This is a genomic window from Pseudomonas sp. MPFS, assembly GCF_022537035.1.
GTDB classification, from domain to species: domain Bacteria; phylum Pseudomonadota; class Gammaproteobacteria; order Pseudomonadales; family Pseudomonadaceae; genus Aquipseudomonas; species Aquipseudomonas sessilinigenes.
The window spans coordinates 888,294-906,198 of the sequence record NZ_CP066123.1; the positions used below are offsets into that span (position 1 = coordinate 888,294).

Genomic DNA, 17,905 nt, shown 5'->3' on the forward strand with positions numbered 1-17,905 from the left:
CCGATAGCCAGTGAGCTGCCAGAAACTCAAGCTTCCCCCCGCAATTCCTCCACATCGATCTTCTCGTCGCCGATCCAGCGCCGGGCGCCGCAGCCGTTGCGCGAGTAGATGTCCCCCGGGTTGTTCATCTTGCAATGGTCCATGGACATGCAGCCGCAGCCGATGCATTCCTCCAGGCTCATGTTCAGCCGCTCCAGCTCGGCGATGCGTTGTTGCACCCGGGCTTTCCAGGTGGCGGACAGGCGCTGCCAGTCCTGGCCCATGGGGGCGTGGTTGTTGGGTAGGCCGTTGAGCTGCTCGCTGATTTCCTCCAGGGAAAACCCCACGCGCTGGGCGAACACGATATAGGCCACGCGGCGCAGTACCGAGCGAGGGTAGCGGCGGTGGCCGCTCCCGGCGCGGGCCGAACTGATCAGCCCGCGGGACTCGTAGAAGCGCAAGGCCGACGCATTGACCCCACTGCGTCGGGCGATCTCGGTAATGGTCAGGTGCGGCTCGCCTTGGGAATACATGATTGCTCCATCGAGGGCTTTACTTAAAGTTCACTTTAACTTGTACCGTGCCGACTGAAAAATCAACGTTCGATTGTCGGGGAGTGCATGTCCGTGAATTCAGCCCAGCGAGTTCTCTTTCGAGCCCGTGGTGTGTCGCGAGGTGTCGCGTTGTACGGCGTGGTCCTGGCCTTGGCGGCCTGTGGTGAAACCCAGGCGCCCCCGGCGGCGCAGGCTCCGGAAGTGGAGGTCAGTACCCTGGCCTTGCGCAGCATCCGTGAGTGGGATCAGTTCAATGGCCGGATCAGTGCGGTGGACAGTGTCGACTTGCGGCCCCGGGTCAGCGGTTACGTCGATCGCGTGGCGTTCCGCGATGGCGAGCAAGTGCGCCGGGGCCAGGTGCTGTTCGAGATCGATCCGCGTCCCTATCGCGAGGCCCTGGCCAGTGCCGAGGCGCGCTTGCAACAGGCCCAGGCCTCGCTGCGCCTGGCCAAGGCCCAGGACCTACGCGGCCAGGCGCTGGTCAAGCAGGCGGCGATCTCCCGCGAAGAGAGCGATATTCGCAGCGCCTCCCTGGGCCAGGGAACGGCACAGGTGAACGCAGCCATCGCCGATGTCGCCATGGCCCGGCTTAACCTGGGGTTCACCCAGGTCCGGGCGCCGTTCGACGGGCGTGCCGGACGGGCGCAGATCACCGCCGGCAATCTGGCCCAGGCCGATCAGACGATATTGACCACGGTGGTTTCCCAGGACCCGGTGTATGTCTACTTCGATGCCGACGAGCACAGTTTCCTGCGCTACAGCGAGCAGGCCGCAGCTGGCGCCCGCCCGGGCATTGCCCATCAGGTGCGGGTCGGTCTGGCCAGCCAGCGCGAGAGCTTTCCCCATACCGGCAAAGTGGACTTCCTGGACAACCGGGTCGACGCCACCACCGGCACCATCCGCGCCCGGGCGGTCCTGCCCAACCCCGATGGCAAGCTGACCCCTGGGCTCTATGCCCGGGTACGCCTGGAGGGGGCCGGGGAAACCCAGGCATTGCTGGTGGACGATCGCGCGATCCTGACCGACCAGAACCGCAAGTACGTCTATGTGTTGGGCCCGCAAGACAAGGCGCTGCGCAAGGACGTGACCCTCGGTCGCCTGCTCGATGGCCAGCGGGTGATCGAGTCGGGCCTGGCCGTCGGTGACCAGGTGGTGGTCAGCGGCGCGCAGAAGATCTTCTACCCGGGCATGCCGATCCGGCCCAAGGAGGTGGCGCCGGCTGCCGCCAAGTCGCCATTGAGCCCTGATGCACCGGCGTTGTCGGCCCATTGACGGAGACAGAACATGGATTTCTCGAAGTTCTTCATCGACCGGCCGATCTTCGCCATTGTCTTGTCGATCATCATTTTTGCCCTGGGGTTGATCTCGATCCCGTTACTGCCGTCGGGGGAATACCCCGAGGTGGTGCCACCCAGCGTCATGGTCCGGGCGACCTACCCCGGTGCCAACCCCAAGGAAATCGCCGAGTCGGTGGCGGTGCCCCTGGAGGAGGCGATCAACGGCGTCGAAGGCATCATGTACATGAAATCGGTGGCCGGTTCCAACGGCACCCTGGCCCTGACCGTGACCTTCAACCCGGGCATCGATCCGGATGCCGCCGCGGTACGGGTGCAGAACCGCGTCAGCCAGGCGTTGTCGAGGTTGCCGGAGGAGGTGCGGCAATACGGCGTCACCACCCAGAAGCAGTCGCCGACCCCACTGATGTACGTCAGCCTGTACTCCAAGGAAGGCCATTACGACTCCCTGTACCTGCGCAACTACCTGATCCTGCACGTCAAGGATGCCCTGTCGCGTTTACCCGGCATCGGTGATGTCGGGGTCTACGGTTCTGGCGACTACGCCATGCGCCTGTGGCTGGACCCCGACGCCCTGGCGACCCGGGGCCTGACGGCGGCCGATGTGCTGGGGGCGGTGCGCGAGCAGAACGTGCAGGTCTCGGCGGGCCAGTTGGGCGCCGAGCCTTCGCCGCAGACCGCCGACTTCCTGGTGTCGATCAACGTGCGCGGGCGCTTGCACAGCGAGCAGGAGTTCGGCGATATCGTGCTCAAGTCCGGCAAGGACGGCCAGGTGGTGCGCCTGGCCGATGTGGCACGCATCGAACTGGGGGCCGGCGACTACACCCTGCGTGCCTCCCTGGATGGCAAGGAGCAGGCCACGGTGGGGATCTTCCTGCTGCCCGGGGCCAACGCCCTACAGGTGGCCGATGCGGTCTACGCCAAGTTCGACGAGCTGGCGCAGAACTTCCCCGAGGACGTCGCCTACAAGGCGGTCTGGGACCCGACGGTGTTCGTTCGCGAATCCATCGCCTCCGTGCAGCACACCCTGATCGAAGCCGTGATCCTGGTGGTGCTGGTGGTGATCGTGTTCCTGCAGACCTGGCGGGCCTCGATCATCCCACTGCTGGCGGTGCCGGTGTCGATCGTCGGCACGTTCGCCTGGCTCTACCTGCTGGGGTATTCGATCAACACCCTGACCCTGTTCGGCATGGTGCTGGCCATCGGCATCGTGGTGGACGATGCCATCGTGGTGGTGGAGAACGTCGAGCGCTTCATCGCCCAGGGCCTGCGCCCGCGGGAGGCCGCGCACCGGGCGATGAAGGAAGTCTCCGGGCCGATCATCGCCATCGCCCTGGTGCTGTGCGCGGTGTTCGTGCCCATGGCCTTCCTCTCGGGCGTCACGGGGCAGTTCTACAAGCAGTTCGCGGTGACCATCGCCATCTCCACGGTGATCTCGGCGATCAACTCGCTGACCCTGTCGCCGGCGCTAGCGGCCAAGCTGCTCAAGCCCCACGATGCCGCCAAGGACCCCCTGGAGCGTTTTATCCAGCGCCTGCTGGGCGGCTTCTTCCGGGTGTTCAACCGTTTCTTCAATCGCAGCTCGGAACGCTACCAGGGCTCGGTCACCGGAATCCTGCGCCATCGTGGCAGCGTCTTCGCGGTCTACGGCCTGCTGCTGGTCGCCACGGTCTGGCTGTTCCAGATCGTGCCCGGCGGGTTCATTCCGACCCAGGACAAGCTCTACCTGTTCGCCGGTACCAAGCTGCCCGAGGGCTCCTCCCTGGCGCGCACCGATGAGCTGACGCGCAAGGTCATCGAGACGGCCCTGGGGGTCGAGGGCGTCGAGACGGCGCCAGCCTTCAGTGGCCTCAATGCCTTGCAGGGAACGAACACCCCCAACGTCATGGCGGCCTACATCATCCTCAAGCCGTTCGATCAACGCACCCGCAGTGCGGCGCAGATCAATGCCGAACTCAATGCCAAGCTGTCGCAAGTACACGAGGGTTTTGCCTACGCGCTGCTGCCGCCGCCGATCCAGGGCCTGGGCAATGGTTCGGGTTATGCCCTGTACCTGGAGGACCGCGAAGGCCTGGGCTACGGTGCCCTGCAAGGGGCGATCAGCGCCTTCCAGGCGGCGGTGGCGCAGACGCCGGGCATGAGCTTTCCGGTGAGTTCCTACCAGGCCAACATCCCGCAATTGGAGGTGCAGGTGGATCGGGTCAAGGCCAAGGCCCAGGGCGTGGCCCTGAGCGATGTGTTTAACACCTTGCAGGTCTACCTGGGTTCGGCCTACGTCAACGACTTCAACCTGTTCGGGCGGGTGTACCGGGTGATGGCCCAGGCCGACAGCCGCTATCGCCAGAGCGCCGAGGACATCGGCGCCTTGCGGGTACGCAACGACCGCGGCGAGATGGTGCCGCTGGCGGCGATGATCACCGTCACCCATACCTTCGGCCCGGACCCGGTGGTGCGCTACAACGGCTACCCCGCGGCGGGAATGATCGGCGATGCCGATCCCAAGCAGCTGTCTTCGGCCCAGGCCCTGGCCAAGTTGCAGGAAATCGCCGACCGGGTACTGCCCAAGGGCATCGTCCTGGAGTGGACCGACCTGAGTTATCAACAGGTGACCCAGAGCCATGCGGCCCTGGTGGTCTTCCCCCTGGCGGTGATGCTGGTGTTCCTGGTGCTGGCGGCGCTCTATGAAAGCTGGACCCTGCCCCTGGCGGTGATCCTGATCGTGCCGGTGTGCATGCTGGCGGCGCTGAGCGGGGTCTGGCTCAGTGGCGGCGACAACAACGTGTTCGTCCAGGTCGGGCTGGTGGTGCTGATGGGCCTGGCGTGCAAGAACGCGATCCTGATCGTCGAGTTCGCAAGGGAGCTGGAGGCCCAGGGCCGGGGCACTGTCGAGGCGGCGCTGGAGGCCTGCCGCCTGCGTCTGCGGCCGATCGTCATGACCTCGGTGGCCTTTATCGCCGGGGCGGTGCCGCTGCTGATCGGCACGGGCGCCGGTAGCGAAATCCGCGCCGCCACCGGGATCACGGTGTTCTTCGGCATGCTCGGGGTGACGCTGCTGGGCTTGTTCCTGACCCCGGTGTTCTACGTCACCCTGCGCAAGCTGGCCGGCGGCCCGATACATGCCCTGGGCGCCGAGCCTGTCGAGGGCTGAGGCGCTCGGCACAGGGAAGCAACGGGTGCCTGCGGCGCCCGTTGCCGGTTCAGGCCCGCTGCGCGGCGATCACCATGATCTCGATGCGGTAGTGGGGCTTGGCCATCGGTGCCTGCACCAGCACCTGGATCATGGGCGCAGAGGGTTGATCGTACTCAACGGCCTCTGGTGCAATGCCGTGATCGGCACTGACACTGAACACAACAGATCGCCCCACGGACTGGAGAGCCTATGTATCCCGACGATTTCAACTTTTCCGGTTATCTCAAGGCCAGGGTCCTGACGGGAGATATCGATTTTTCTGCCTTGGTGGATGCGTTGAGCGAACGAGGCTATATCACCGAGGTGGACTTTCCCGAGGGCGCCGGGCTGTGTTCCAGCCACATGGAAGCGCTCAAGCAGCAAGAGTTCGACGAGCTGTTCGAGTTCTTCTACCCCAGGCGGATCAATGACATTCGCTTGCGCTGTATCGCCACCAACGAAGGTGGAGCCTGCCCGACCGGCGCCTATGCCTATGCCTTGATCAACAGCCGCCGGCTCACGGACCAGGAAGGGTTGCAGATCCTGGAGCGGGAGAACTACCTGAGCGAGTTCTCCGAGCATGACCTGCAATGGGCCAGGGAAGAGTTGCTCGAATGCCTGGGGGCCAGTGTGCAGCGGTTGTCCGATAGAGACGTCCAGCATGAGCTGCAAAGACGCCAGGCCCAGGTGCTGCTGATCGAAGGGCGTTTGAAGGCCCTGGGGGTGCTGCCACTGAGCGAAGAGGAGCACGCCTGGCAAGCGCTGGATGCGCAGTTCCCCAACGCCCGCAGTCGGGATGTCGTCGAGCTGGAGGGGGTGCGTTACCAGCGGGTGTTCCGCCCCGCGCAAAAGGATGCCGAGGACAAGGTGACCAAGTGGGACAAGAGCTGGCGTCGGCTTGGCCAGGCCAGCGACGCCTGATGCCAGTCAGTCAAGCGAGGTGATTCCCTGTAGGAGCAGCCGGTCGACGCTCGATTGCTCACGAGGGTCGTTAGCGATAGCGCGTGTTTACAGGGAAAACCCGGCGCTTTGAGGTCCATCGCGGGCAAGCCTCGCTCCTACAGGTTCCTTGGCTGGTTGGCATTGGGCGTCGAGCCGGGCTGTAGTCGCGGCCCAGGCGGCCTCGAGCGATAGGATCACTGATCGCTTGCCGGCGCGATTGTGTCTACGCCAGCGCCAGTCGCCGTGGGCGCAGCCAGCCGATGATCACGGCGGCGATCAGCAGGAAGCCCAGGTAGCCGAAGAACGGGTAGACCTGGCCCACCAGGCTGATGAAGCCCACCAGGCTGCCGACGAAGGCCAGGGCTCCGGCCAGGATCGAGCCGATGCGGAACTGCCGGGTGCCGGCGGGCAGCAGGCGGGCGGAGAAGGAGTACAGGGTGCCCACGGCGGTATTGAGGATCATGCAGAAGATGATCAGCGCCATCAGCAGGCCGAGGGTCGGCGAGACTTCGCTGGCGATCGACAGCATCGGCATCGGCAGCTCCGCCACACTGTCCAGGCGTGACAACAGGCCGAGACTCATCACCAGCATCAACAGACCCAGCATCGCACCACCGAGGATGCCGCCCCACATCGCCTGTTTCTCGCCCTTGGCCGCACCGCCCATGATGGCCAGGATCGGTACTCCGGCGACGATGTTGTAGGAGACATAGAGCAGGGCGCCCAGCAGCCAGTGACTGGCACCGGCCTGCTGCTGGCCGGCCAGTTGGTCGAGTTGCTGGAAGTCCAGGTGGCGGGTCGCGGCGCCGTACAGGGCGATACCCACGGCGGTGACGATCAGGAACGGGGTCACCGCGCCGATCATGCCGATCACCTTGTGCACGTCGAGGCAAACGATGGCCACCACCACCAGGGTCACCAGTACGCTGCCGGTGATGGCCGGGATGCCGAACTGCTGCTCCAGCAGGGCGCCGCCGCCGGCGAGCATGACCACGGTCACGGCGAACATGAAAAAGGTGATCATCAAGTCCACCAGGGTGCCCAGGCGCCGGCCGCAGAGGGCATGCACCACGTCTTTATGCGAAGCGGCTCGCAGGCGGCTGCCCAGGCTGGCCAGGGCCATGCCGAGGAAGGTGAACAGCGCAGCACTGACCACGGCGCCAAGCAGGCCCCAGACACCGAAATCGACGAACATCAGCAGCAGTTCACGACCGGAGGCGAACCCCGCCCCAACAATTACGCCGACGAAGGCGCCGGCGATTTTCAGACTTTCTTTCATGACGATTGGCCTCGGATTGTTCTTGTTATGTAAGGAGGACGCCACGGCGCTGGAGGGCCGTGGTCATCCTGGGCATCGCACTTGAAGGTTGGGTGGGTGGCTCAGTTCTCCCCGACCCAGACCTGGACTTCGATCTCTACGTCCACGCCCAGCGCCAGTTGCGCGGCGACGGTGGAACGCACCGGGAAACCGTTCTTGAAGTAGCCCTGGTACACCTCGTTGAAGCCGGCGAAGTGCTGCATGTCGGTGATCCAGACGGTGCTTTTCACCACCTGGTCAAAGCTGGCGCCGCACTCGGTCAGGGTGTCGCCAATGCGCTGCATGGCCGCGTCGGTCTGCACGCGAATATCGCCATGTACCACTTCGCCTTCGGCGCTCATGGGGATCTGCCCGGAGAGAAACAGGAAGCCGCCGACCCGGATCGCCCTGGAGAAGGGCAGGGGCAGGGAGCTGGGGTAACGCTGGATTTCGTTGGACATGGGGCTTTCCTCGTGGACTGGGATGGATTAACGCAAGCGTGCAGGGGCCAGGTGCTGTGGATCGACGCCTTGGCTCAACAGCTCTTCGGGGACCGGTTGCCCCAGCAGCAGGGCGCTGGCCAGTTGCGAGACGCCGGCCGCCGACTGGATACCGTAGCCGCCCTGGGCGGCGAGCCAGAAGAAGCCTTCGCATTCGTCGTCCCAGCCCACCACCAGGTCGCCGTCGGCGACGAAGGAGCGCAGGCCGGCCCAGCTGTGGCGCGGGCGGCGGATGCTCAGGGAGGTGGCGTTCTCGATGTGATAGATGCCGGTGGCGATGTCCAGCTCCTCGGGCATCACGTCCTGGGGCGGCACCGGATCGGCATTGGCCGGGGAGCCAAGCAACTGGCCGGCGTCGGGCTTGAAGTAGAAACTTTCATCGATGCCGATCACCGCCGGCCAGCGGCTGAAGTCGGTGTCTTGCGGGCCTTCGAAGGTGAAGGCGCTGCGCCGGCAGGGTTGCAGGCCAATGGGGGCTACGCCGCACAACCGGGCCACTTCGTCGGCCCAGGCGCCAGCGGCGTTCACCAGGCTGCGGGCCTGTACCTGGCGGCCATCCTTGAGCCTGAGGTGCCAATGACGGTCTTCACGCAGGGCTTCGACGATCTCGGCGTCGCACTGCAAGGTTCCGCCGGAGCGGCGCATGGCCCGCAGGTAGCCCTGGTGCAGGGCGTGCACATCCAGGTCCTGGGCGGCGGTTTCGAGCATGGCGCCAGCGGTGGCTTCGGGGCGCAGGCAGGGCACCAGGGCCCGGGCCTGGTCGGCATCGATCAGGCGCACATTGGCCGAACGGGCGCGGGTTTCGTCGTAGGTCTGCTGCAGTTGCTCCAGCTGTTCGTGATTGGCGACGTACAGGCAGCCCCGGGGTTCGAGCAACGGGTGCTCGCTGAAGCCTTCCGGAGGCCGTTGATAAAAGGCCCGGCTGGCGCGGGTCAGGGCCTGGATCTGCGGTGTGCCGTAGGCCTCCATGAACATCGCCGCCGAGCGCCCGGTAGCGTGGTAGCCCGGCTGCGATTCGCGTTCCAGCACCAGCACGCTGGCCTGGCCGGCCAGGCGGTAGGCCAGGGAGGCTCCGGCAATACCGCCGCCGATGATGACGAAATCGAAGCATTGGGTGTCGTGCATGGCGAACTACCTTCATTGTCCGGAAAGGGTTGTGAGAAAATTCTCTCATACGAGAAATCTAAGATATGAGAATTTTCCAGTCAACAGGAGATCATGGGGTAATATTTCGCCATTGGCCCCGGCTCCTGTCGCGGCAGTCCTTATCCGCCAGACAGAGAGTCTCCATGAGTGCCGACCGAGCCCAGCCCGCCTCGTGCTCCCCCGCCCATCCACTGACCGACCGGACCCAGGTCGGCGCGCGCCTGCGCAGCATCCGCAAGGCGCAGAAACTGACCCTCAAGCAGCTCTCGGAGCGTTCCGGCGTGGCACTGTCGACCTTGTCGAAAATGGAGCTGGCCCAGGTTTCGGTGAGTTACGAGAAGCTTGCGGCGGCGGCCCGGGCCCTGGGTGTCGATATCGCCCAGCTGTTTGCCCCGTCGGCCATGGCCAGTCGGGCGGTACAGCCCACGGTGGTCAGTACCACCATCGCCGACGCCCCGGGCTACAGCACCGGCAACTATGACTACCACCCCATGGCCGGTGATTTCCCCGGGCGTAACATGACACCCATGTATGCGCGGATCTTCGCCCGTGAGTTGCAGCAGTTCGAGGACTACATCCGCCACCCCGGGCAGGAGTTCGCCCTGGTGCTGTCCGGGCGGGTGCGCATCCAGTTCGAGACGGGGGAGCAGGTGAGCATCGGGCCGCAGGAAACCGCCTACTTCAACAGCAGCATCGGCCATATCTACCTGGCCGAAGGCGCGGAAGACGCCGAGGTGATGGTGGTGATGTCCGAGCGCTGAGCCCGGCGCCTGCTGGCCCAGGCCCGGGAAAGGCCTGGGACGAGGGAAGAGGTCAGCGGGCCAGGGATTCGTCGAGGAATTTCACCACGGTGCCCATGCAGGCCATGCGTTCCTCGATGTGGGGCATGTGGCTGGAGGCTTCGAACAGCGCCCAGCGAATATCCGGGACGTGGTCCAGGAACGGCTTGACCACGGTTGGCGTAGCTTCGTCGTGGCGCCCGGAAATCAACAGGGTCGGCACCTTGATCCGGTGCAGGCCATCGACGATGGACAGGTCCTTGGTGTTGCCGATGATGTGGAATTCGTTGGGGCCGGTCATGGCGTGGTAGACGGTCGGATCGGCATCGACCTGGGCGAAGGTGCGCGCCACTTCGTCCGGCCAGGGGCTGATCCGGCACACATGGCGGTCGTAGAACACCCGTGATGCGGCAAGGTATTCGGCGGCCCCGTAGTGGCCGACCCGCTCGTGCTCGAGCAGCGTCTGCTGCACGTCCTCTGGCAGGAGCTGGCGCAGGCGATTGGCTTCCTCGACCCAGGTGCGCATGTCCGCCGGGGAGTTGGCGACGATCAGCGCGCGCAGGCCGGCCGGCTGCCGGGCCGCATGGGCACTGGCCAGCATGCCGCCCCAGGATTGCCCCAGCAGTGTGTAGTCGTTGCTGATGCGCAGGTGGTCCAGCAGGTTGTCCAGTTCCTCAAGGAACAGCTGCAGGTTCCAGAACGCAGGGTCCTTTTCCGGCAGGTGGGTCGAGTGGCCGTTGCCCAGCTGGTCGTAGTGGATCACCGGGCGGCCGCTGCTGGCGATGTCCTTGAAGGCATCGAGGTAGTCATGTGTGCAGCCTGGGCCGCCATGTATGACCACCAACGGTGTATGGCCGCTGTCCAGGTCACCGGTGATGCGATACCAGGTCTGGTAGGGACCAAAAGGTGCAAAGCCTTCGCGTGTTGCCAGAAGTTCCATTTCTTGCCGCTCTCTGAAAAACCCTGCAACACACGATACCGGGGTGGCGTCCCGGGAATAACTAGAGAAACAGATAGGTTTTGCCGGGCTTCAGTTGTCGAGCAGCCGGTAGTGCACGGCCCTGACCACGGCCTGGACACGGTTCTTGGCCCCCAGCTTGTGCATGGCCGAGGTCAGGTGGAGGGTGATGGTGGCCAAGGAACGGTTCAGGCGCTTGGCAATCTCGGCTGCGGTCAGGCCATCGGCGGCGAATCGCAGGCACTCGCGTTCGCGCTTGGTCAGGTGGACCGGGCTGGTGCCGGATTCTTTTTCCAGCAACGGGAAGGCGGCTTCCTGCAAGGCGTGGGAAATCAGCGTGAAGTCGCCGAGGGTCTGGCGGGCATCCTGCAACGGGTCGCCATTACCGTCCGATCTCAGGCCCGTGAGCGTGGCAAAGCCGCCCTTGGGCAAGTGAATCGGCACGGTCACCCCGCAGGTCATCTGCGAGTCGTGCAGGTAGTCCACCACGGGAGCATGGTTTTTCCCGATGAACGATTGCAGCACGGTCTCGTCGTCCGGGCGATAGGACCAGGCAAAAGGGGAAACGGCGTTGATCGCCACATGCTGGACGGGATCGATCTGATAGAAACCTTCCTGGCACCAGAGCGATTGCCAGTCACGGGGGGTGTTGCGCAGCCTGACCACCGAAGGGGTGAGCAATATTCCCTCGTGGTCCAGCGGCACCGGACTGTAGTCGTAGACCAGGGTATCGAAGCCCAGCGCCTGGGCCATGCGCAATACGTTGTCCATCTGTTCGTCCAGGCTCCTGCCGGACATGAGACGGGCATTGAAATCAGACAGCTTGGTCTGCATCCATTCAGCTCCCTTGGCAATTTCAATCCTGAAATCGGGCCGGTAGAATGCCACGCCCGGACAAAGGACTGCCAGACCAAACCTATAGGAAATACTAGGTTATGGACGTACGGCTTCCTCGGTAAGGTTGCGCCAAAAGGGCATTGACCAGATGGAGAACAAGGATGTGGCGTGAAGTAGAGCCGGACCAGCGATATGAAGTGCAGGTCGATGGCCACAAGGTGGTGGCCTATGGGTTTGGCGAAGGCGATGAGGTGCTGCTGTGCCTCAATGGCGGTCCGGGACTGCCCTGCGATTACCTTCGCGACAGCCATGGTTGGCTCAAGGAGCATGGGCTGCGAGTCATTGCCTTCGACCAGCTGGGCACCGGCGCTTCGGACCGACCCACCGACAAGGCCCTCTGGGATATCACCCGCTATGTCGCCGAGGTGGAAACCGTCCGCCAGACCCTCGACCTGGGCCGGGTGCACCTGCTGGGCCACTCCTGGGGTGGCTGGCTGGGGATCGAATACGCCATCCATCATCCCCAGGCGCTCAAGACCCTGATCCTGGAAAACACCGCCGGCGACCTGCCGCACCTGTCCTTGGAGCTGGAGCGCCTGCGCAGTGCCCTGGGCAGCGAGACCGTGGCGATGATGCAGCGCCACGAGGCCATGGGCACCCTGGAGCATCCCCAGTACCAGGCCGCTGTCACCCTGCTCAACTACCGGCACGTGTGCCGCCTGGACCAATGGCCGGCGCCGGTGAACCGTTCCCTGGGCGATTGGAACATGGGACCGTACGTCACCATGCAGGGGCCCAACGAGTTCCTATATACCGGCAATCTCAAGGACTGGAACCGCATCGAGCAGATGTCGGGCTTCCAGATGCCGGTGCTGATCACCACTGGCCAGCACGACGAGCTGACGCCCGCCTGCGCCATGCGCATGAAGATGGCGCTCAAGGATGCCGAGTTGCATGTGTTCCCCAACAGCAGCCACATGCCGTTCTACGAAGAGCCCCAGGCCTATTTTCCGGTACTGCTGGATTTCCTGCGGCGCCATCGGAGCTAGCCCATGAACCTGGCGCGTTACCGCTTCATCCTGTCGCGCCCGTTGCAGTTGTTGCCGGTGCTGTTTGGTATCAGCGTGATCACCTTCGTGCTCGTGCGCTCCATCCCCGGCGACCCTGCCAGGGCGCTGCTGGGCTCACGCAGCACGCCGGATGCGTTGATCAAGATCCGTGCCCAGTACGGTCTCGACCAGCCGTTGTGGATGCAGTACTTCTACTTTCTGAAGAACCTGCTCAAGGGTGATCTTGGCCAGTCGCTGCTCTATAAGGTCGATGCCTTGCAGTTGATCGCCACCCGTATCGAGCCGACGCTGTTCCTGGTAGCGGGCAGTGTGTTGCTGTCGTTGCTGATTGCCATTCCCCTGGCAACGCTGGCGGCCCGCAACAAGGGGGGGTGGAGCGATCACCTGATCCGCCTGTTCACCACCGCTGGCCTCGGCCTGCCGGCGTTCTGGCTGGGGATCATGCTGATCCTGCTGTTGAGCGTGCAGCTGGGGCTGTTCCCGGTGTCGGGTTATGGCCGTACCTGGCCGGACAAGCTGCACCATATGGTGCTGCCTTGCCTGACGATCGCCCTGGCACTGTCTGCCGTGCTGGTACGCAACCTGCGAGCCAGCATGCTCATGGAGTTGCAAGCCGACCATGCGACCGCCGCCCGGGCCCGGGGGGTGCCTGAGCGTACGGTCTTTCGCCGACACGTACTGCCCAACTCGCTGGTGCCGACCGTTAACCTGCTGGCCGTCAATATCGGTTGGCTGATCAGTGGCACCGTGGTCATCGAAAGCCTGTTCGCCATTCCCGGTATCGGCCAGTTGCTGGTGCGCGGCATCTTCACCCGTGACTACATGGTGGTACAGGGAGTGGCCATGGTGCTGGCCTGTGCCACGGTGATGGTCAACTTCCTGGCTGATGTGGTGACGGTGGCGATCGATCCCCGGGTGAACATGCGATGAGCGTCCAGGTCTCGATCCCCGCCAGGCGCTTGGGCCTGGGTTTGCGCAATGGCCAGTTGGCCACGATGCTGGGCCTGGCCATCGTCGGCGGCTGGTTGCTGCTGGCGCTCTGCGCGCCCTGGATCGCCCCTTACGACCCTATCGTGCAGGACACCGACATCCGCCTGTTGGCGCCGAGCCTGGCCCATCCCTTTGGCACCGACAACTTCGGGCGCGACATCCTCTCCCGGGTGATCTGGGGCGCGCGGATCGACTTGCAGCTGGCGGTGATCGGCGTGTTGTTCCCGTTCCTCATCGGTACCTGTATCGGCGCCCTGGCCGGTTACATCGGCGGGCGTTTCGACACCGTGTGCATGCGCTTGATCGATGTGATCCTGGCCTTCCCGTTCCTGGTACTGATGCTGGCGATCATGGCCATCCTCGGGCCGGGCCTGAGCAACTTCTACATCGCCATGGCCCTGGTGGGCTGGGTGTCCTATGCGCGGTTGATCCGTTCGCAGATCCTGGTCCTCAAGGAGAGCGATTTCGCCTTGGCGGCCAAGAGCCTGGGGTTTGGCCATGGGCGCATCCTGTTTCGCCACTTGCTGCCCAATGCCCTGTTCGGTTCGATTGTGTTTTCCATGTCCGACGCGGTGCTGGTGCTGCTCAACGGTGCGGCGGTCAGCTACCTCGGCCTGGGCGTGCAGCCACCGACTGCGGAGTGGGGCACCATGGTCGCCGAAGGCCAGAGCTTCATCACTTCGGCCTGGTGGATCTGTACCTTCCCGGGATTGGCGATCGTGACCCTGGCCATGGGTTTCAGCCTGCTGGCCGATGGCATTGCCGAGCGTTTTGGAGAGCGCCCATGAACGCACCGGTGCTGCGTGTCGATGAACTCAGCGTGATCGCCCATGACCATGGGCGTGAGGTCACGCTGGTGGACCGCTTGTCGTTCGACCTGGCCGAAGGCGAGATCCTTGGCCTGGTGGGGGAGAGCGGCTCGGGCAAGACCATGGCCTGTCGGGCCCTGATGCGCTTGTTGCCTTCGACGAACCTGCGGGCCCAGGGCAAGGCCGTGCACCTGGCCGGGCAGGACCTGCTGCAGCTGGATGAGGCGGGCATGCGCCGCGTGCGCGGCCGGCGCCTGGGGATGATCTTCCAGAACCCCAGCAGTCACCTCGACCCTTTGATGCGTATCGGCGAGCAGATCGGCGAGGGCATCCGCCTGCACCAGGGGGCGTCCAAGCGCGAGGCACGGGCCGAGGCCATCGAGGTGTTGCGCCAGGTGGGCATTCCCGACCCGCAACGACGGGTCGACAGTTATCCCCATGAGTTTTCCGGTGGCATGCGCCAGCGGGCGATGATCGCCGTGGCCCTGGGTTGCAACCCCCAGGTGCTGATCGCCGATGAGCCGACCACGGCCCTGGACGTTACCGTACAGGCGCAGATCCTGCGCCTGCTCCTGGACCTGCGTGACCGGCATGGGTTGTCGATCATCATGATCACCCACGACCTGGGCGTGGTCGCCCAGACCTGCGATGCCATCGCGGTGATGTACGCCGGCCGGCTCTGCGAGCACGGCAGCAAACATGAACTGCTGGCTCGCCCGCAACATCCCTATACGGCGGCGCTGATCGGTTGCCAGCCCACAAGCGCAAGTGGCGAGGCCCAGTTACGGACCATCGCCGGCCAGCCGCCGCTGCTGGACCAGTTGCCTGTGGGCTGCCGCTTCAGTCCACGCTGTTCGCGACCGGGCAGCCGCTGCAGCGAGTCGTTGCCGCAGATGCAGGCCTTGGCGACGGGGCAGCACGTGGCCTGTCATTACCCGCTGCTGGCCGGAAGCCCGTCATGACGTTGTTGCAAGTGAAGGATCTGCAGGTGCGTTTCGCCGCGCCCGGCACCGGCCTGTTCGGGCTCAACAGGCAATGGCTCAATGCAGTCAATGGCGTGTCGCTGAGCCTGGAGGCCGGGGAGGTACTCGGCCTGGTGGGGGAGTCGGGCAGCGGCAAGAGCACACTGGGGCGAGCCATCCTGCGCCTCAATGACATCAGCTCGGGACAGGTGCTGTTCGATGGCGTGGACGTGACTCAAGGCCGCAAGGTCGATCTCGAGCGACTGCGTCACGAGACGGCGATGATCTTCCAGGACCCTTATGCGGCGCTCAATCCACGCTTGAGCATTGGCCAGGCCATTGCCGAAGTGCTGCGGGTGCAGGGGGTGGTCGCGGCGCCACTGATTCCCCAGCGGGTCGACGAATTGCTGACCCTGGTGGGCCTGCGGCCGGAGCTGGCCGGGCGCAAGCCCGGGGCCTTGAGTGGTGGCCAGTGCCAGCGGGTAGGGATTGCCCGGGCGCTGGCGGTGGAGCCGCGCTTGATCGTCGCCGATGAATGCGTGGCGGCGCTGGACGTGTCCATCCAGGGGCAGATCATCAACCTGCTGCTGGAGCTGCGCCAGCGCATGAACCTGGCGATCCTGTTCATCGCCCATGACCTGGCGATCGTCCAGCGCCTGTGCAGCCGGGTGGCGGTGATGTACCTGGGGCAGATCGTCGAGCAAGGGCCTACCGATGCCGTGTTCGGCGCGCCGCGTCATCCCTATACCGCTGCGTTGATCCAGTCGATCCCGCATATCGACCCCAATCGGCCTTTGGCGAGCGAACCCTTGCCGGGCGAGCCGCCCAGCCCGTTGGCACTGCCGGGCGGCTGTGCCTTCCATCCGCGCTGCAGGCAGGCCCGACCCGCCTGCACCGCAACACCGCCACCTAACCGAGACCTGGGTGGGCACAGCTACCGTTGTGTGCTCGCCGAACCCGTGCTTTGAAATACGTTCATCAAAAAGGAGTTTGACCATGCGTTCGAAACACCTGCGGTTGCTGACCGCCGCCACATTGACCCTCTGTTCGTTGGCCGCCGGTATCGCCCAGGCGGCTGGGGTACTGACCATCGGTTGCCGTGAGGAAAGCACCACCTTCGACCCGATCAAGAGCGCGCAGAACCGCGACAGCTGGGTCTTTGCCAACGTCTACGACGTGCTGGTGCGGGTCGACAACACCGGCACCAAGCTGCTGCCGGGTTTGGCACAAAGCTGGCAAGTATCTGCCGACGGCCTGACCTACACCTTCAAGCTGCGCCCGGCCAAGTTCTCCGACGGCTCGCCGATCACTGCCGGCGATGCCGCTTTCAGCCTGCTGCGGATTCGCGACAACAAGGGCTCGCTGTGGAGCGATTCCTACAAGATCATCGACAAGGCCCAAGCCACCGATCCGCAGACCCTGGTGGTGACCCTCAAGTCGCCGTCCGTGCCTTTCCTCGCGCAACTGGCCACGCCCAACGTCTCGATCCTGTCGCAGAAGGCCATGGAGAAAATCGGCGAGGACGCCTACGCCCAGGAGCCCGTGGCCTCGGGTGCCTTCATCGTCAAGGAATGGCTGCGCGGCGAGCGCGTGGTGCTGGAGAAGAATCCGCACTTCTGGCAGGCCGACAAGGTGAGCCTGGACGGCGTGGAATGGATCTCCATCCCGGACGACAACACCCGCATGCTCAAGGTCCAGGCCGGTGAGCTGGACTCGGCGATCTTCGTGCCGTTCTCCCGGGTCGAGACCCTGAAGAAAGACCCGAACCTGGTGATCCACACCGACCCTTCCACCCGTGAAGATCATTTGTTGATCAACCACGATCACGGCCTGCTGGGCAAACCCGAAGTGCGCCAGGCCCTGGACATGGCGATCGACAAGAAATCCCTGGTCGACACCGTGACCTTCGGCCTGGGCCAAGTGGCCTATTCCTACATCCCCAAGGGCGCGCTGTATCACAACGCCAACAACCCGCAGCGCCCCTATGACCCGGTCAAGGCCAAGCAGCTGTTGAAGGATGCCGGGGCCTCGGGCCTGAAACTCAACTACGTGGTCAATGCCGGCAACGAAGCCGACGAGCAGATCGCCGTCCTGGTCCAGCAGCAACTGGCCGCCGTGGGCGTGACCACCAACCTGCAGAAAGTCGACCCGACCCAGAGCTGGCAGATGCTGGTGGATGGCGACTACGACCTGTCGGTGATGTACTGGACCAACGACATCCTCGACCCCGACCAGAAGAGCACCTTCGTCCTGGGGCACGACACCAACATGAACTACATGACCCGCTACAAGAACGACAAGGTCAAGGCCTTGGTGGCCGATGCCCGCGTCGAGGCCGACCCGGCCAAGCGCCAGCAGATGTACACCGAGCTGCAGGCCATCGCCAAGCAGGACGCCCACTGGATCGACCTCTACTACAGCCCGTACATCAACATCTCGCGCAAGAACATCGAGCACTTCCAGCAGAGCCCGTTGGGCCGCCTGTCGCTGGAAGAGACGGTGAAGAACTGAGGGTGATGGACGCTGCAGGGAGAACGCTCAGCGTTGTCCCTGCATGATGGCCTGGAGGGGGCGGCGCTGTTTGCGGTCACCCCTGATTTGCCGGATTCCGGGCATAA

17 protein-coding genes are annotated in these 17,905 nt (G+C 64.4%); 10 read left to right on the forward strand and 7 right to left on the reverse strand.

Annotated elements, in window-relative coordinates; all coding sequences use genetic code 11:
* Positions 1–26: 26 nt before the first annotated feature.
* The gene (soxR, locus tag I9018_RS03935; protein WP_068577471.1) at positions 27–512 is read right to left on the reverse strand and encodes a redox-sensitive transcriptional activator SoxR; all 486 of its coding nucleotides are present in this window, start codon (positions 510–512) and stop codon (positions 27–29) included.
* Positions 513–644: 132 nt separating this feature from the next.
* Here soxR and I9018_RS03940 point away from each other — a divergent pair, with 132 nt between their 5' ends.
* Together I9018_RS03940 and I9018_RS03945 are read left to right on the forward strand one after the other, a co-directional pair.
* Positions 645–1,805 (forward strand): efflux RND transporter periplasmic adaptor subunit, encoded by a 1,161-nt coding sequence (locus tag I9018_RS03940; RefSeq protein ID WP_225926557.1) that lies wholly within the window; start codon positions 645–647, stop codon positions 1,803–1,805.
* Positions 1,806–1,817: 12 nt separating this feature from the next.
* On the forward strand, positions 1,818–4,976 hold the full coding sequence (locus I9018_RS03945) for a multidrug efflux RND transporter permease subunit (RefSeq protein ID WP_241108780.1): 3,159 nt from the start codon (positions 1,818–1,820) through the stop codon (positions 4,974–4,976).
* Between the two features lie 49 nt (positions 4,977–5,025).
* On the opposite strand, the gene I9018_RS03950 is transcribed toward I9018_RS03945, so the two are convergent.
* Positions 5,026–5,193, reverse strand: coding sequence for a hypothetical protein (locus I9018_RS03950; RefSeq protein ID WP_241108781.1), 168 nt, complete (start codon positions 5,191–5,193; stop codon positions 5,026–5,028).
* 14 nt (positions 5,194–5,207) lie between these two features.
* Here I9018_RS03950 and I9018_RS03955 point away from each other — a divergent pair, with 14 nt between their 5' ends.
* Positions 5,208–5,918: a hypothetical protein gene (locus I9018_RS03955; RefSeq protein WP_124345701.1), complete on the forward strand. Its 711-nt coding sequence runs from the start codon at positions 5,208–5,210 to the stop codon at positions 5,916–5,918.
* 244 nt (positions 5,919–6,162) lie between these two features.
* Here I9018_RS03955 and I9018_RS03960 read toward each other — a convergent pair whose 3' ends face one another.
* From I9018_RS03960 to I9018_RS03970, 3 genes are all read right to left on the reverse strand, one after another.
* A complete protein-coding gene (locus tag I9018_RS03960; RefSeq protein WP_124345702.1) occupies positions 6,163–7,218 on the reverse strand; it encodes a hypothetical protein in 1,056 nt (351 codons plus the stop codon).
* Between the two features lie 101 nt (positions 7,219–7,319).
* Positions 7,320–7,697 carry a RidA family protein gene (locus I9018_RS03965; RefSeq protein WP_241108782.1) on the reverse strand — a complete coding sequence of 126 codons (378 nt, stop codon included), beginning with the start codon at positions 7,695–7,697 and terminating at the stop codon, positions 7,320–7,322.
* A 27-nt stretch (positions 7,698–7,724) separates the two neighbouring features.
* Positions 7,725–8,861 (reverse strand): FAD-dependent oxidoreductase, encoded by a 1,137-nt coding sequence (locus tag I9018_RS03970; RefSeq protein ID WP_124345704.1) that lies wholly within the window; start codon positions 8,859–8,861, stop codon positions 7,725–7,727.
* A 164-nt stretch (positions 8,862–9,025) separates the two neighbouring features.
* On the opposite strand from I9018_RS03970, the gene I9018_RS03975 reads away from it, so the two are divergent.
* Entirely contained in the window at positions 9,026–9,643 is a 618-nt protein-coding gene (locus I9018_RS03975) for an XRE family transcriptional regulator (protein WP_068577485.1), read from the forward strand.
* 52 nt (positions 9,644–9,695) lie between these two features.
* Here the strand turns inward: I9018_RS03975 and I9018_RS03980 are convergent, their stop codons facing one another.
* Positions 9,696–10,601 (reverse strand): proline iminopeptidase-family hydrolase, encoded by a 906-nt coding sequence (locus tag I9018_RS03980; RefSeq protein ID WP_241108783.1) that lies wholly within the window; start codon positions 10,599–10,601, stop codon positions 9,696–9,698.
* 90 nt (positions 10,602–10,691) lie between these two features.
* Positions 10,692–11,453, reverse strand: a complete 762-nt coding sequence (locus tag I9018_RS03985) for a LuxR family transcriptional regulator (RefSeq protein WP_068577489.1) — start codon at positions 11,451–11,453, stop codon at positions 10,692–10,694.
* Between the two features lie 164 nt (positions 11,454–11,617).
* On the opposite strand from I9018_RS03985, the gene I9018_RS03990 reads away from it, so the two are divergent.
* From I9018_RS03990 to I9018_RS04015, 6 genes are read left to right on the forward strand one after another with little or no spacing between them, the layout of a single operon-like run.
* The gene (locus tag I9018_RS03990) at positions 11,618–12,505 is read left to right on the forward strand and encodes a proline iminopeptidase-family hydrolase (RefSeq protein WP_068577491.1); all 888 of its coding nucleotides are present in this window, start codon (positions 11,618–11,620) and stop codon (positions 12,503–12,505) included.
* A 3-nt stretch (positions 12,506–12,508) separates the two neighbouring features.
* On the forward strand, positions 12,509–13,456 hold the full coding sequence (locus I9018_RS03995; protein WP_241108784.1) for an ABC transporter permease: 948 nt from the start codon (positions 12,509–12,511) through the stop codon (positions 13,454–13,456).
* Complete coding sequence (locus I9018_RS04000) at positions 13,453–14,304, forward strand: ABC transporter permease (protein ID WP_241108785.1); 852 nt, start codon at positions 13,453–13,455, stop codon at positions 14,302–14,304. The genes I9018_RS03995 and I9018_RS04000 overlap by 4 nt, the downstream gene beginning before the upstream one ends.
* Positions 14,301–15,287, forward strand: a complete 987-nt coding sequence (locus I9018_RS04005; protein ID WP_241108786.1) for an ABC transporter ATP-binding protein — start codon at positions 14,301–14,303, stop codon at positions 15,285–15,287. Before I9018_RS04000 ends, I9018_RS04005 begins: the two co-directional genes overlap by 4 nt.
* Positions 15,284–16,255, forward strand: a complete 972-nt coding sequence (locus I9018_RS04010; protein WP_124345710.1) for an ABC transporter ATP-binding protein — start codon at positions 15,284–15,286, stop codon at positions 16,253–16,255. Before I9018_RS04005 ends, I9018_RS04010 begins: the two co-directional genes overlap by 4 nt.
* A gap of 28 nt (positions 16,256–16,283) precedes the next feature.
* Positions 16,284–17,798, forward strand: a complete 1,515-nt coding sequence (locus I9018_RS04015) for an ABC transporter substrate-binding protein (RefSeq protein WP_241108787.1) — start codon at positions 16,284–16,286, stop codon at positions 17,796–17,798.
* The last annotated feature ends 107 nt before the right edge of the window (positions 17,799–17,905 follow it).